At 61.8% G+C, this 14569-nt stretch carries 13 protein-coding genes; 10 read left to right on the forward strand and 3 right to left on the reverse strand.

The window, feature by feature from the left end; translation table 11 throughout:
- Window positions 1–35 precede the first annotated feature (35 nt).
- Window positions 36–605, reverse strand: a complete 570-nt coding sequence (ppiA, locus tag D781_RS20740) for a peptidylprolyl isomerase A (RefSeq protein ID WP_015962180.1) — start codon at window positions 603–605, stop codon at window positions 36–38.
- A 392-nt stretch (window positions 606–997) separates the two neighbouring features.
- Between ppiA and D781_RS20745 the strand changes: the two genes are divergently transcribed.
- The 6 genes from D781_RS20745 (at window position 998) to tsgA (ending at window position 6692) form a co-directional block, all read left to right on the forward strand.
- Window positions 998–1303 carry a PTS sugar transporter subunit IIB gene (locus D781_RS20745; protein WP_015962181.1) on the forward strand — a complete coding sequence of 102 codons (306 nt, stop codon included), beginning with the start codon at window positions 998–1000 and terminating at the stop codon, window positions 1301–1303.
- Between the two features lie 16 nt (window positions 1304–1319).
- Complete coding sequence (locus tag D781_RS20750; RefSeq protein WP_015962182.1) at window positions 1320–2642, forward strand: PTS sugar transporter subunit IIC; 1323 nt, start codon at window positions 1320–1322, stop codon at window positions 2640–2642.
- A 50-nt stretch (window positions 2643–2692) separates the two neighbouring features.
- Entirely contained in the window at window positions 2693–2995 is a 303-nt protein-coding gene (locus D781_RS20755) for a PTS lactose/cellobiose transporter subunit IIA (protein WP_041412258.1), read from the forward strand.
- Window positions 2992–4305: a 6-phospho-beta-glucosidase gene (locus tag D781_RS20760; RefSeq protein WP_015962184.1), complete on the forward strand. Its 1314-nt coding sequence runs from the start codon at window positions 2992–2994 to the stop codon at window positions 4303–4305. Before D781_RS20755 ends, D781_RS20760 begins: the two co-directional genes overlap by 4 nt.
- A gap of 40 nt (window positions 4306–4345) precedes the next feature.
- Window positions 4346–5332 (forward strand): LacI family DNA-binding transcriptional regulator, encoded by a 987-nt coding sequence (locus D781_RS20765; protein WP_015962185.1) that lies wholly within the window; start codon window positions 4346–4348, stop codon window positions 5330–5332.
- Window positions 5333–5507: 175 nt separating this feature from the next.
- Window positions 5508–6692, forward strand: coding sequence for an MFS transporter TsgA (gene tsgA / locus D781_RS20770; RefSeq protein ID WP_015962186.1), 1185 nt, complete (start codon window positions 5508–5510; stop codon window positions 6690–6692).
- 66 nt (window positions 6693–6758) lie between these two features.
- Here tsgA and D781_RS20775 read toward each other — a convergent pair whose 3' ends face one another.
- Window positions 6759–8027: a cytosine deaminase gene (locus D781_RS20775; protein ID WP_275450142.1), complete on the reverse strand. Its 1269-nt coding sequence runs from the start codon at window positions 8025–8027 to the stop codon at window positions 6759–6761.
- Window positions 8028–8330: 303 nt separating this feature from the next.
- On the opposite strand from D781_RS20775, the gene nirB reads away from it, so the two are divergent.
- Genes nirB through cysG form a run of 4 tightly spaced genes read left to right on the forward strand, consistent with a single transcriptional unit; the run spans window position 8331 to window position 13498 of the window.
- Window positions 8331–10880 carry a nitrite reductase large subunit NirB gene (nirB, locus tag D781_RS20780; RefSeq protein ID WP_015962188.1) on the forward strand — a complete coding sequence of 850 codons (2550 nt, stop codon included), beginning with the start codon at window positions 8331–8333 and terminating at the stop codon, window positions 10878–10880.
- Complete coding sequence (nirD, locus tag D781_RS20785) at window positions 10877–11206, forward strand: nitrite reductase small subunit NirD (RefSeq protein WP_015962189.1); 330 nt, start codon at window positions 10877–10879, stop codon at window positions 11204–11206. The genes nirB and nirD overlap by 4 nt, the downstream gene beginning before the upstream one ends.
- A gap of 27 nt (window positions 11207–11233) precedes the next feature.
- On the forward strand, window positions 11234–12034 hold the full coding sequence (nirC, locus tag D781_RS20790; RefSeq protein ID WP_015962190.1) for a nitrite transporter NirC: 801 nt from the start codon (window positions 11234–11236) through the stop codon (window positions 12032–12034).
- Between the two features lie 60 nt (window positions 12035–12094).
- Entirely contained in the window at window positions 12095–13498 is a 1404-nt protein-coding gene (gene cysG, locus D781_RS20795; protein ID WP_015962191.1) for a siroheme synthase CysG, read from the forward strand.
- Window positions 13499–13564: 66 nt separating this feature from the next.
- Here the strand turns inward: cysG and trpS are convergent, their stop codons facing one another.
- Complete coding sequence (trpS, locus tag D781_RS20800) at window positions 13565–14569, reverse strand: tryptophan--tRNA ligase (RefSeq protein WP_015962192.1); 1005 nt, start codon at window positions 14567–14569, stop codon at window positions 13565–13567.

Below are 14569 nucleotides of genomic sequence, written 5' to 3' on the forward strand. Positions count from 1 at the left end.
AGAAACCGGCCCCGCGCGGGGGCCGGTCTGAGCGATTACGGCATGACCTTCGCCGACAGAATAACAATCGGCTTGCTCGGTACATTTTGATAAGGGCCGACGTTGCCGGTCGGCACCTGAGAAATCTTGTCAACCACGTCCATGCCCTTCACCACCTTACCGAACACTGCATAGCCGAAATCGCGCTGGCCGTGGTCGAGGAAGGCGTTGTCCGCCACGTTGAGGAAGAACTGGCTGGTGGCGCTGTCCTTGTCGGCGGTGCGCGCCATGGAAATGGTGCCGCGCAGGTTGCGCAGGCCGTTATCCGCCTCGTTCTTGATCGGCGCTTTGGTGCTCTTTTGCTGCATATCCGCCGTGAAGCCGCCGCCCTGAATCATAAAGCCGGGGATCACACGGTGGAAAACGGTGTTGTCATAGAAGCCGCTGTTCACGTAGTCAACGAAGTTTTTCGTTGATACCGGCGCTTTCTGGCCATCCAGCGCCAGCTCGATATTCCCGGCGGAGGTGGTCAGCATGACGTGGGTTTCGCCTGCGGCCAATGCGGCCGGCGCCATCGCCGTCAGAGAACACAGGGCGACAAGGGTGGTTAAGGTACGTTTGAACATGAGCGGGTCCTTTCTCTGGGAGACAAACAACGGAGAGCGCCCTGATTCTAAAGAGCCATTCTGATGAGCGCCAGCCATTTACTTATATTTACGCAATTGCGGGAAATTTCTCAAAGCCGCGCCGCACTGCCCGGGCAGCCCCATATTTTTGCGAGTTAACGCCCGAATTTTCCTGACAAGAGTATGATCGCTAGGCAGATTTTTGCAAAGCCGATCACGCATTATTTGCACCAATCGACTGTTCGGCATTTTTTGCGACCTGTGTCCCGTTTTGTTTCTGCGTTGCCGCTAGGCTAAAAATGAGAGCGCTCTCATTCGAGCGAAAACATAAAAAGAACCGATGGCGGCTCACGCTGCGGCGCGCCGAACACGGGAATAACAGGAGAGCAATGATGAAAAAGATAGTGCTGTGCTGCGCCGCCGGTATGTCCACCAGCATGCTGGTCAAGCGGATGCAGGCCGAAACGGAAAAACGGGCGCTGACGCTGGAGATCGTCGCCGTGCCCGCCGCCGAATTTGAAAGCGCGCTGGCCGATGCCGACGTCGTGCTGCTGGGGCCGCAGGTGAAATATGAACTGGCGCGCTTTAGCCAGCTTGCAGCCCCGTTCGGCAAGCCCGTCGCGGTGATCGACATGATGGATTACGGCACGCTGCGCGGCGATAAAGTGCTGGACCACGCCCTCGCCCTGATGGCCTGAACCGGCGGAGATGCCCATGAGCCTGTACGCTTCACTGATGCGCGTCGTGGAAAATCACATCGCGCCGCTGGCCGGCCGCATCGGCAGCCAGCGCCACATTATCGCCATCCGCGACGGCTTTATCTGCGCCATGCCGTTTCTTATCGTCGGCAGCATCATGCTGATCGTCGCCAACCCGCCGTTCGACGCCGACACCACCTCCGGCTTCGGCCGCGCCTGGCTGGGCTTCGCCAAGACGCACTGGAACACCATCACCATGCCGTTCTTTATGACCATGGGCCTGATGAGCGTGTTCGTGGCGATCGGCACCGCCTACAGCCTGGCCAGGCACTACGGCCTGGACGCGCTGACCGCCGGGCTGCTGTCGCTGATGGCGTTCCTGCTGGCGGCCGCGCCGCAGGCCGACAACAAAATGTCGCTCGACTTTCTCGGCGGTCAGGGGGTGTTCACCGCGCTGATCTGCGCCATCTGGTCGGTAGAGCTGATCCGCCTGCTGAAAAAGTACCACATCACGCTGCGCCTGCCCGAACAGGTGCCGCCGGCCATCGCCCGCTCGTTTGAGCTGCTGTATCCAGTGATCGGCATTTTGCTGACGGTCTACCCGCTCAGCATTCTGCTGCAGAGCGAGTTTCACCTGCTGCTGCCGGCCGCCATTATGCAGCTGTTCCAGCCGCTGATCGGCGTCGGCGACACCCTGCCCGCCATTCTGCTGATGGTGCTGATCGCCAACCTGCTGTGGTTTGCCGGTATCCACGGCGACAACATCGTTACCGGCCTGCTTAACCCGATCTTTATGACCAACCTGGCGGCCAACGCCGCGCTGGTGGCGCAGGGCGCGGCCACCACCCAGACGCTGACCGCGCCGTTCTGGTCGTTCTATGTCTGCATCGGCGGCTCCGGCTCCACGCTGGTGCTGGCGCTGCTGTACCTGCGCAGCCGCTCGGTGCATCTGCGCACCATCGGCAGGCTGAGCGTGGTGCCCTCGGTGTTCAACATCAACGAGCCATTGCTGTTCGGCTCGCCGGTGGTGATGAACCCGACGCTGTTTATTCCGCTGCTGCTGGTGCCGATGGTCAATGCCGTCCTGGCCTACTTCGCCCTGCACTGGGAACTGGTGGAAAAGATGGTCGCCATGGCGCCGTGGACCGCGCCGGCCCCGCTCGGCGCGCTGATCTCCGCCTCGTGGGATATCCGCGCCGCCGTACTGGTATTGCTGCTGATGGCGCTCGACTTCGCCATCTGGCTGCCGTTCTTCAAAGTGTATGAAAAACAGTTAATCGCGCAGGAAATGCAGCAGGCCGAAGCCGAACGCGCTGCATCTGCGGCAACAGGAGCCTAACCGTGAGTGAATTAACCCCCGACGTCAGTCAGGACTTCGAAAGCACCATTATGGAATTGCTGGTGTTCGCCGGCAGCGCCCGCAGCAGCGCGTTGATGGCCCTGCAGCAGGCGCGGGCGGGCGACTTTAACGCCTCCGCCGCGCAGATGGCCGAATCCAAACGGGCGGTGACGCAGGCGCACCAGATTCAGACCCGGCTGATCGGCCTGGACGAAGGCAGCGGCAAGCTGACCATCAACCTGATCACCGTGCACGCCCAGGACCACCTGATGAACGCCATGGTGATTCAGGATCTGGCAGACGACATGATCGAACTTTATCGCCGACAGGCGCAAGCGGAGGCGCGCGGATGAATACCCTGAAAATCGCCATTATCGGCGGCGGCAGCAGCTATACGCCGGAACTGGTCGAAGGCCTGATTGAACGCATTGAGGAACTGCCGGTCAGCGAACTGGCGCTGGTCGACGTCGAGGCCGGCCGCGAGAAAGTGGAAATTATCGCCGCACTGACCAAACGCATGCTGGCGCGGCACGGGCTGGAGCGGGTCGCGGTCAGCGTCCACTTTGCACTGGACGACGCCATCCGCGGCGCGCAGTTCGTGCTGACGCAGCTGCGCGTCGGACAGCTGCCGGCCCGCGCCGCCGACGAGCGCCTGGGGCTGAAGTATCGCCTGATCGGCCAGGAGACTACCGGCGTCGGCGGCTTTGCCAAGGCGCTGCGCACCATTCCGGTGATGCTGGATATCGCGCGCCGGGTCGAACGGCTGGCGCCGGAGGCCTGGATCATCAACTTCACCAACCCGGCCGGCATCGTGACCGAAGCGGTCTCCCGCTATACCAAGGCGAAAATTATCGGCCTGTGCAACGTGCCGATCAGCATGCACCATATGATCGCCAACATGCTGGAAGCGCCGTTTGACGCTATTCAACTGCGCTTTGCCGGGCTCAACCATATGGTCTGGGTGCATCAGGTGCTGCACAACGGCCGGGACGTCACCGCCGAAGTCATCGACAAGCTGTGCAACGGCGCGACGCTGACCATGAACAACATCAAGGAAGAGCCGTGGCCGCCGGCATTCCTGCGCGCCACCGGCGCCATCCCCTGCCCTTACCACCGCTACTTCTACCAGACGCAGGAGATGCTGGCGGAAGAGGTGGCCGCCGCCGCCGAACGCGGTACGCGCGCCGAGCAGGTGATGCAGGTGGAAAAAGAGCTGTTCGCGCTGTATGCCGATCCGCATCTGGACAGCAAGCCGCAGCAGCTCAGCTTCCGCGGCGGCTCCTTCTACTCGCAGGTGGCGCTGGAGCTGATCCGGGCGATTCACAACAATCTCGGCACGCAATTAGTGGTAAACACCGCAAACCGCGGCGCTATTCATGGCCTCGCCGACGATGCTGTGATAGAAACCAACTGTATCGTCGATGCGCAGGGCGCCCGTCCGCTGGCCTTCGGCCGCCTGCCGGACTCCATGCATGCGCTGACCCAGCAGGTGAAGGCCTATGAGCGTCTGACCATTGAGGCCGCCGTACACGGCGATCGCCGCAGCGCGCTGCTGGCGCTGGTCACCAACCCGCTGGTCGCCAGCGCCAACATTGCCGAACCGCTGCTGGAAGAGGTGCTGCAGGTCAATCACGCCTACCTGCCGCAGTTTACCGCCCGCTAGCCGGCAAGGCGGTGCAAAGACACAGGATCGCAAGGAATCTATGGTGACACTGGAAGATGTAGCCGCGGCGGCGGGCGTATCGCGCGCCACGGTGTCGCGGGTGGTCAACGGCGACAGCAATGTCAAAGCGCCCACCCGCGAGAAAGTGGAGCGGGCCATCGCCCAATTGGGCTATACCCCCAATCCGGCGGCGCGCGCGCTGGCCTCCAGCCAGAGCAACACGCTGGGCCTAGTGACCACCTCGTACCGCGGCGGTTTCTTTGGCGCGCTGATGGACTTTGTGCAGACCGAGGCGGAATCACACGGTAAACAGCTGCTGGTCACCCAGGGGCGCAACAGCGCCGACAATGAGCTGGCGGCGATCCAGCGGCTGTTCAACCTGCGCTGCGACGGCGTGATCCTGCACGTCCGCTACCTGAGCGACGAACAATTGCGCCAGCTGGCGGCGGAGCAGCGCCGTTTTGTGTTGCTCGATCGTCAGGTGCCGGGGCTGGAAGATCGCTGCGTCACGTTCGATCATCCGCTGGCCAGCCGCATGGCGACGCAGCAGCTGATCGACGCCGGCCACCGCCGCATCGCCTGCATCAGCGGGCCGCGCCAGCGCGCCTCCAGCCGGCTGCGTATTCAGGGCTTTGCGGAGGCCATGCGCGCGGCGCGGCTGACGCCGCTGGACTGCCTCGAAGGGGCGTACGACCTGGAGAGCGGTTATCAGTGCGCCGAACGCCTGCTGCGGCGCGCGGTGCTGCCCAGCGCCGTCTACTGCTGCAACGAAGAGATGGCGATCGGCGCCCTGCTGGCGATCAATGAACACCGCCTGTGCGTCCCGCAAGACATTTCGCTGATCTGCTACGACAGCGGCGAACGGGCGCCGTTTGTCCGCCCGGCCCTGACCAGCGTCCACTTCCCGATCGTCGAGATGGCGCAGCAGGCCGCGCGCCTGTTGATCGATCCGGCAACGCCACACATCACCTTCGCACCGCGAGTCATCAGCCGCGATTCGCTGGTGAAAGTAGATGCAGATCACTAATTGATTAATTTTCTTTCATTGATTACATCAAAAATTAGCCAGTAATCATAAAATATATCAATAGCTATGCTAGGATCCGCTGCACCAGGTGATCGGCGGACTCTCTTTTTTGGCAAGCGACGTCAGAGCCCGCCACCGGTATTTACCAATCCAACAGACCAATCGGGCTTATTCAATGAATAACAACAACCGCATCCGGCTTACATGGATCAGCTTCTTTTCCTATGCGCTGACCGGTGCCTTAGTGATCGTCACAGGGATGGTGATGGGGAACATTGCAGAGTACTTTAATCTGCCGGTTTCCAGCATGAGCAACACCTTTACCTTCCTGAACGCCGGCATTCTGATTTCGATCTTCCTCAATGCCTGGCTGATGGAAATCATCCCGCTGAAACGCCAACTGGTGTTCGGTTTCCTGCTGATGGTGCTGGCGGTGGTTGGCCTGATGGTCGGCAAAACCCTGACGCTGTTCTCCATCTGCATGTTTATCCTCGGGGTAGTGAGCGGCATTACCATGTCGATCGGCACCTTCCTGATTACCCATATGTATTCCGGCCGTCAGCGCGGTTCACGCCTGCTGTTTACCGACTCGTTCTTCAGCATGGCCGGCATGATCTTCCCGATCGTCGCCGCCACCCTGCTGGCGCGCCATATCGGCTGGTACTGGGTTTACGCCTGCATCGGCGTGCTGTATCTGGCGATTTTCGTGCTGACCCTGTGCTCCGAGTTCCCGGTGCTGGGCAATAAAGGCGATGCCGCCGGTGAAGCGGTCGCCAAAGAAAAGTGGGGCATCGGCGTGCTGTTCCTGTCGATTGCCGCGCTGTGCTACATCCTCGGCCAGCTGGGCTTTATCCAGTGGGTGCCGGAGTACGCCACCAAATCATTAGGGATGAATATCAGCCAGGCCGGCAAGCTGGTCAGCGATTTCTGGACGTCTTACATGGTGGGGATGTGGGTGTTCAGCTTTGTGCTGCGCTTCTTCGACCTGCAGCGCATCGTCACCGTGCTGGCGGCGCTGGCGACCGGCGCGATGTATATGTTCGTCAGCAGTGACGAGCCGCAGATGCTGGGCTACTACATTATGGCCCTGGGCTTCGTTTCCAGCGCCATCTACACCACGCTGATCACCCTCGGCTCGCTGCAGACCAAGGTCTCTTCGCCGAAGCTGGTGAACTTTATTCTGACCTGCGGCACCATCGGCACCATGCTGACCTTTGTGGTCACCGGCCCGATCGTCGCCAAAGGGGGCGCACACGCGGCGCTGACCACCGCCAACGGCCTGTATCTGGCGGTGTTCGTGATGTGCCTGCTGCTGGGCTTCGTCACCAAGCACCGCAGCCACGGCCACGAGACCCGCTAACCGTCGCTGCCCTGAATAAAAAGCACCGCTCGCCGCCGGCGACGGTGCTTTTTTTATCCCTGCGCGCTAGCGGCGAAAATCAACCCGCTCTTCATCGTCCAGATAAATCGTCGTCTCCGCCGGCCGGGTGGTGGCGATCACCGCCCCTTGGCGAATCGAGTAACGCACCGGCGTCTGACGGCGCACCGCGTCAAAGCCGTTTTCCGCCGGCAGAATCACCAGATTGGCGCTGTTGCCCGCCGCCAGCCCGTAATCCTGCAGCTGCAGCGTGCGGGCGCTGCGCGTGGTGATCAATGCCAGGCCGTCGTTAATCTGGCCGTAGCCCATCAGCTGGCAGACGTGCAGCCCCATATGCAGCACCTGCAGCATATTGGCGGTGCCGAGCGGGTACCAGGGATCAAACACGTCGTCGTGGCCGAAGCAGACGTTAAGATCCGCCGCCAGCATCTCTTTCACCCGCGTGACGCCGCGCCGCTTCGGATAGTCGTCAAAACGCCCCTGCAGATGAATATTCACCAGCGGGTTGGCGACAAAGTTGATGCCGGACAGCGTCAGCAGGCGGAACAGCCGTGAGGTATAGGCACCGTTGTAGGAGTGCATCGCCGTGGTATGGCTGGCGGTCACCCGCTCGCCCATGTCCAGCTTGAGCGCCAGCGCCGCCACGGTTTCGACAAAACGCGACTGCTCGTCGTCAATCTCATCGCAGTGCACATCCACCAGCCGGTCATATTTCTGCGCCAGTGCGAAGGCCTTGTGCAGCGACTCCACGCCGTACTCGCGGGTAAACTCAAAGTGCGGAATGGCGCCCACCACGTCGGCCCCCAGGCGCAGCGCCTCTTCCAGCAGGGCTTCACCGTTGGGATAGGAGAGAATGCCCTCCTGCGGAAACGCGACGATCTGCAGCGTTACCCAGGGCGCAACCTCCTGCTTCACCTCCAGCATGGCGCGCAGCGCGGTCAGCGACGGATCCGAGACGTCCACGTGGGTGCGCACGTACTGGATACCGTTGGCGATCTGCCACTTCAGCGTCTGCCAGGCGCGCTGCTTAACATCTTCGTGGCTCAGCAGCGCCTTACGCTCCGCCCAGCGTTCAATGCCCTCAAACAGCGTGCCGGACTGATTCCAGGCCGGCTGGCCGGCGGTCTGGGTGGTATCCAGATGAATATGCGGTTCGACAAACGCCGGCAGCGCCAGGCCGCCCTCGGCGTCCAGCGCGTCGCTGCGCCACGCCTGCCCTGTCGGCTGCGGGATCAGATGGCCGATACGCCCCTGTTCGATACTCAACTGCCACAATCCTTCATGCCCGCTGAGACGCAGATTGTCGATAAACTTCAACCTTTGCTTTGCCACACTTCCTCTCCCGTTGAACGGCTGATTTTTTCATCATACTGGCACCTGCGCAGGCTGACAAAAAACGGTCATCAGCAAAAATGGGGTAAATGGCGAAAAATAGTGCAACACCTATCAAACTGTCTCGATTCAGCTAAAGTTGAATTAAAACCGCAACTTATCAAATAACGATAAAAATCATGCAGATACCACTTTAGAGGTATATAGGGGTAGACTTGATTTACATCAAGAAGCCGTATGGCGGGAGGCATAAGGTAAGCGCAGGAAACCAGAATTTTTGAGGCAATCATGAGCAGAGTCAAACTCGCTGTCATCGGTAACGGCATGGTCGGCCACCGCTTTATCGAAGATCTGCTGGAAAAGGCAGACCCCGGCCAATTCGACATCACCGTTTTTTGCGAAGAACCACGCATCGCGTACGACCGCGTACACCTTTCTTCTTACTTCTCCCACCATACCGCGGAAGAGCTGTCGCTGGTGCGCGAAGGCTTTTACGAGAAGTCCGGCGTCAAGGTGCTGGTCGGCGAACGCGCCATTACCATCAACCGCAGCGAGAAGGTGATTCACTCCAACACCGGCCGCACGGTGTTTTACGACAAACTGATTATGGCCACCGGCTCCTACCCGTGGATCCCGCCGATTAAAGGCGCGGAGGGTCAGGACTGCTTCGTCTACCGCACCATTGAAGACCTCAACGCCATTGAAGCCTGCGCCCGCCGCAGCAAACGCGGCGCGGTGGTCGGCGGCGGCCTGCTGGGGCTGGAAGCCGCCGGCGCGCTGAAAAGCCTCGGCATCGAAACCCACGTGATCGAATTCGCGCCGGTGCTGATGGCCGAACAGCTCGACCCGATGGGCGGCGATCAGCTGCGTCGCAAGATCGAACGCATGGGCGTACAGGTGCACACCGGTAAAAACACCCGCGAGATCGTCCACAGCGGACAGCAGGCGCGTAAAACCATGCAGTTTGCCGACGGCAGCGAGCTGGAAGTCGACTTTATCGTCTTCTCCACCGGCATCCGCGCGCAGGACAAGCTGGCGCACCAGTGCGGGCTGGCCACCGCACGCCGCGGCGGCATCGTGATCAACGATCAATGCCAGACCTCCGACCCGGACGTCTACGCCATCGGCGAATGCGCCTCCTGGCAGGAGCGCACCTTTGGCCTGGTGGCGCCGGGCTACAAAATGGCGCAGGTGACCGCCGACCATCTGCTGGGGCGCGACAATACCTTCCTCGGCGCGGATATGAGCGCCAAGCTGAAGCTGCTGGGCGTCGACGTAGGCGGCATCGGCGATGCGCACGCCCGCACCGCAGGCGCCCGCAGCTACGTGTATCTGGACGAAAGCAAAGAGGTGTACAAACGCCTCGTGGTCAGCGCCGACAATAAAACCCTGCTGGGCGCGGTGCTGGTCGGCGACACCAGCGATTACGGCAACCTGCTGCAGCTGGCGCTGAACGGCATCGAACTGCCGGAAAACCCGGACAGCCTGATCCTGCCGGCGCACGCCGGCAGCAAACCGGCGATCGGCGTGGACGCCCTGCCGGAAAGCGCACAGATCTGCTCCTGCTTCGACGTCAGCAAAGGCGATATCATCAAAGCGGTGAGCATGGGCTGCCATACCGTCGCCGCCATCAAGGCGGAAACCAAGGCCGGCACCGGCTGCGGCGGCTGTATTCCGCTGATTACCCAGGTGCTGAACGCCGAGCTCAGCAAACAGGGCATCGAGGTTAACCACCACCTGTGCGAACACTTCGCTTACTCGCGTCAGGAGCTGTACCATCTGATCCGCGTTGAAGGCATCAAATCCTTTGATGAGCTGCTGGAAAAATACGGCAAAGGCTACGGCTGCGAAGTGTGCAAGCCGACCGTCGGCTCGCTGCTGGCCTCCTGCTGGAATGAGTACGTCCTCAAACCGCAACACACCCCGCTGCAGGATACCAACGACAACTTCCTCGGCAATATCCAGAAAGACGGCACCTACTCGGTGATCCCGCGCTCCGCCGGCGGCGAGATTACGCCGGAAGGCCTGCGGGCCATCGGCGAGATCGCCGCCGAGTACAACCTCTATACCAAGATCACCGGCTCGCAGCGTATCGGCATGTTCGGCGCGCAGAAAAACGATCTGCCGGCCATCTGGGCGAAGCTGATCGCCGCCGGCTTTGAAACCGGCCACGCCTACGCCAAGGCCCTGCGCATGGCGAAAACCTGCGTCGGCAGCACCTGGTGCCGCTACGGCGTCGGCGACAGCGTCGGCTTCGGCGTTGAGCTGGAAAACCGCTACAAGGGCATCCGCACGCCGCACAAAATGAAGTTCGGCGTCTCCGGCTGCACCCGCGAATGCGCCGAGGCGCAGGGTAAGGACGTCGGCATTATCGCCACCGAAAACGGCTGGAACCTGTATGTCTGCGGCAACGGCGGCATGAAGCCGCGCCACGCCGACCTGCTGGCGGCCGACCTCGACCACGACACGCTGGTGCGCTATCTGGACCGCTTTATGATGTTCTACATCCGCACCGCCGACAAACTGCAGCGCACCTCGCTGTGGCTGGAAAGTCTGGAAGGCGGCATCGACTATCTGCGCCAGGTAGTTATCGACGACAAACTGGGCATCAATGACCAGCTGGAGGCGGAGATCCTGCGCCTGCGCGACGCAGTGGTCTGCGAATGGACCGAAACCGTTGAGCATCCGGAGCTGCAGGTCCGCTTCGCCCACTTTATCAACAGCAGCCTGCGCGACCCGAACGTGCAGATGGTCGCCGAGCGCGACCAGCACCGCCCGGCCCGTCCGGACGAACGCATCCCCGTCACCGTCCTGGACACTGAGGAGAACAACGCATGAGCCAGTGGATCACCGTCTGTCCCGTCGCCGACATCCTGCCCGGCACCGGCGTCTGCGCCCTGATTGGCGAACAGCAGGTGGCGGTTTTCCGCCCCTACGCCGATGAACAGGTGTTCGCCATCAGCAATATCGACCCCTTTGCCCAGGCCAGCGTGCTGTCGCGCGGCCTGATCGCCGAACATCAGGGCGAGCTGTGGGTCGCCAGCCCGCTGAAAAAACAGCGTTTCCGCCTGCATGACGGTTTGTGCATGGAGGATGAGGCCCATTCAGTGGCGCACTTCGCCAGCCGGGTGGTCGACGGCGTGGTGCAGGTGGCGGCGGCATAACGAATTCTAACCTTCTGGGAAAAATCTATGTTTACCGACACCCTCAACAAATGCGCCGCCAACGCGGCGCGCATCGCCAAACTGGCGAAAGAGAGCCCGCTCGGCTTCTGGATCGCCTCCGCCATGGCCGGCGCCTATGTGGGCCTTGGCATCATCCTGATTTTCACCCTCGGCAATCTGGTGGATCCGTCCGTACGCCCGCTGGTGATGGGCGCCACCTTCGGCATCGCGCTGACGCTGGTGATTATCGCCGGCTCCGAACTGTTTACCGGCCACACCATGTTCCTGACGCTCGGCGTCAAGGCCGGCACGATTTCACAAGGACAGATGTGGACGGTGCTGCCGCAGACCTGGCTCGGCAATCTGCTGGGTTCGGTGCTGGTCGCCCTGATGTACTATTATGGCGGCGGCAGCCTGCTGCCGGTAGACAGCAGCCTGGTGCACAGCGTGGCGCTGGCGAAAACCACCGCGCCGGCGGAAGTGCTGTTCTTTAAGGGCATCCTGTGCAACTGGCTGGTCTGCCTGGCGATCTGGATGGCGCTGCGCGTTGAGGGCGCGGCGAAATTTATCGCCATCTGGTGGTGCCTGCTGGCGTTTATCGCCTCCGGCTACGAGCACTCGGTCGCCAATATGACGCTGTTTGCGCTCTCCTGGTTCGGCCAGCACGGCGAAGCCTATACGCTGGGCGGCATCGGCCATAACCTGCTGTGGGTCACGCTGGGCAATATGGTCTCCGGCATGGTGCTGATGGGGCTGGGCTACTGGTACGCCACCCCGCGCGCGCAGCGCCCGCAGGCGAGCCGCAACGGCGCACGTCAGACCGCCTGATTACCGACTTATCTCGGGCGCCGTGCGCGGCGCCCCTGCCCCCGCCCTGAGGAACTGCTGATGGATTACTTACCCATTTTCTGCCAACTGCAACATAAAGCCTGCCTGCTGGTCGGCGGCGGCGACGTCGCCGAACGCAAGGCGCGCCTGCTGCTGGATGCCGGCGCCCAGCTGACGGTTAACGCCCCGGCGTTCAACGCACAGTTTCAGCGCTGGGCCGAACAGGGACGGGTCACGCTGGTCAGCGGCGATTTCCGCGCCGAGCTGCTGGCGGAACAGTGGCTGGTGATTGCCGCCACCGATCGGGTGGAGGTCAACGCGCTGGTGTATCAGTGCGCCAATCAGCAGCGGGTATTTTGCAACGTGGTGGACGATCCCAAACGCGCCAGCTTTATCATGCCGTCGATTATCGACCGCTCGCCGATCATGGTCGCCGTCTCGTCCGGCGGCAAAGCGCCGGTGCTGGCACGCCTGCTGCGTGAAAAACTGGAGGCCGCCCTGCCGCAGCACCTTGGCCGCCTGGCGCAGTGGGGCGGCGCGCTGCGTCAACGCGTAAAACAGCGCTTTACGCGACCTGAAGAGCGGCGTCGCTTCTGGGAGCGGCTGTTTGCCCACGATCGGCTGGCGCAGTCGCTGGCAAATAACGATAACGCCATGGCGACCAGCCAGACCGAAGCGCTGTTCGCCAGCCAGCCCCACATCGGTGGGGAAGTGGTACTGGTGGGCGCCGGGCCGGGCGACGCCGGGCTGTTGACCCTGAAGGGCCTGCAGCAGATCCAGCAGGCCGACGTGGTGGTTTACGACCGTCTGGTGTCCGATGAGGTCATGGCGCTGGTGCGCCGCGACGCCGAGCGCATTTTTGTCGGCAAACGCGCCGGCGACCACTGCGTGCCGCAGGCGCAGATTAACCAGATCCTGCTGGAACAGGCGCAGCGCGGTAAGCGCGTGGTGCGTCTGAAAGGCGGCGATCCGTTTATCTTCGGCCGCGGCGGCGAGGAACTGGAGACGCTGGCAGCAGGCGGCATTGCGTTTTCCGTCGTGCCGGGCATCACCGCCGCCTCCGGCTGCTCGGCGTACAGCGGCATTCCCCTGACCCACCGCGACCATGCGCAAAGCGTCCGGCTGGTCACCGGCCATGCCAAAACCGACGGCGATCTCGACTGGGCCACGCTGGCCGCAGGCCAGCAGACGCTGGTGTTTTATATGGGCCTGTCGCAGGCGGGAGAAATTCAGCGGCAGCTGATTGCGCACGGTATGGCCGCCGATACGCCGGTGGCGCTGGTGGAAAACGGCACCTCCTGCCGCCAGCGGGTGCTCGAAGGCGAGCTGCGGCAGCTGCCGGCGTTGGCGCAGCAGGCGGCCAGCCCGAGCCTGATCATCGTCGGCAGCGTGGTCAGCCTGCGCAGTAAGCTGAACTGGTTCGCCAGCCGCGAAGCCGCGCCGGAACTGGCGAAAATGGCCTGACGCACGCGTCAGAAACGACAAAGGCCGGGCAATTGCCCGGCCTTTTTGCTGTCTGGCACCCGCAGGTTACGACTGCGCTACAAAACCAATCGCTTCATACACCTTGCTCAGCGTGTCCTGCGCACGAGCGCGCGCCTTGGCCGCGCCGTCGCGCATCACCTGCTGCAGGTAGGCTTCGTCGTTGCGGAAGCGGTGGTAACGCTCCTGCAGCTCGCTCAGCATACCGGACACCGCATCGGCAACCGCGCCTTTCAGGTGGCCATACATCTGGCCTTCAAACTCGGCTTCCAGCTCGGCAACCGGCTTACCGGTCACGCCGGACAGGATATCCAACAGGTTGGAAACCCCGGCCTTGTTGGCCACGTCATAACGAATGACCGGCGGCTCATCGGAGTCGGTCATCGCGCGTTTGATTTTCTTGGCGACCGCTTTCGGATCTTCCAGCAGACCGATCACGTTGTTGCGGTTATCGTCCGACTTGGACATCTTCTTGGTCGGCTCCTGCAGCGACATCACGCGCGCGCCGGATTTCGGGATAAACGGCTCCGGCACCTTGAAGATATCGCCGTACAGCGCGTTAAAGCGCGATGCCACATCGCGGCTCAGCTCCAGGTGCTGCTTCTGGTCTTCGCCCACCGGCACCTGATTGGTCTGATACAGCAGAATATCCGCCGCCATCAGCACCGGATAGTCGAACAGGCCGGCGTTGATGTTTTCCGCATAGCGGCTGGACTTGTCCTTGAACTGGGTCATACGGCTCAGTTCACCGAAATAGGTGTAGCAGTTCAGCGCCCAGCTCAGCTGCGTATGCTCCGGCACGTGCGACTGGACGAAGATGGTGCTTTTGTCCGGGTCGATACCGCAGGCCAGGTACAGCGCCAGCGTATTCAGCGTCGCGTCACGCAGCTTTGCCGCGTCCTGACGCACGGTGATGGCATGCAGATCGACGATGCAGTAAATACAGTCGTAATCATCCTGCATGTGAACCCACTGACGCAGCGCACCCATGTAGTTGCCAATGGTCAATTCGCCGGACGGCTGCGCGCCGCTAAATACGATGGGCTTACTCAT

The organism is Serratia sp. FGI94, from assembly GCF_000330865.1.
GTDB lineage: Bacteria > Pseudomonadota > Gammaproteobacteria > Enterobacterales > Enterobacteriaceae > Serratia_B > Serratia_B rubidaea.

Excerpts from the sequence above, each read along its gene's own strand:
- ppiA (WP_015962180.1), bottom strand. The coding sequence starts at position 605 with ATGTTCAAACGTACCTTAACCACCCTTGTCGCCCTGTGTTCTCTGACG.
- D781_RS20745 (WP_015962181.1), top strand. The coding sequence starts at position 998 with ATGAAAAAGATAGTGCTGTGCTGCGCCGCCGGTATGTCCACCAGCATG.
- D781_RS20750 (WP_015962182.1), top strand. The coding sequence starts at position 1,320 with ATGAGCCTGTACGCTTCACTGATGCGCGTCGTGGAAAATCACATCGCG.
- D781_RS20755 (WP_041412258.1), top strand. The coding sequence starts at position 2,693 with ATGGAATTGCTGGTGTTCGCCGGCAGCGCCCGCAGCAGCGCGTTGATG.
- D781_RS20760 (WP_015962184.1), top strand. The coding sequence starts at position 2,992 with ATGAATACCCTGAAAATCGCCATTATCGGCGGCGGCAGCAGCTATACG.
- D781_RS20765 (WP_015962185.1), top strand. The coding sequence starts at position 4,346 with ATGGTGACACTGGAAGATGTAGCCGCGGCGGCGGGCGTATCGCGCGCC.
- tsgA (WP_015962186.1), top strand. The coding sequence starts at position 5,508 with ATGAATAACAACAACCGCATCCGGCTTACATGGATCAGCTTCTTTTCC.
- nirB (WP_015962188.1), top strand. The coding sequence starts at position 8,331 with ATGAGCAGAGTCAAACTCGCTGTCATCGGTAACGGCATGGTCGGCCAC.
- nirD (WP_015962189.1), top strand. The coding sequence starts at position 10,877 with ATGAGCCAGTGGATCACCGTCTGTCCCGTCGCCGACATCCTGCCCGGC.
- nirC (WP_015962190.1), top strand. The coding sequence starts at position 11,234 with ATGTTTACCGACACCCTCAACAAATGCGCCGCCAACGCGGCGCGCATC.
- cysG (WP_015962191.1), top strand. The coding sequence starts at position 12,095 with ATGGATTACTTACCCATTTTCTGCCAACTGCAACATAAAGCCTGCCTG.
- trpS (WP_015962192.1), bottom strand. The coding sequence starts at position 14,569 with ATGAGTAAGCCCATCGTATTTAGCGGCGCGCAGCCGTCCGGCGAATTG.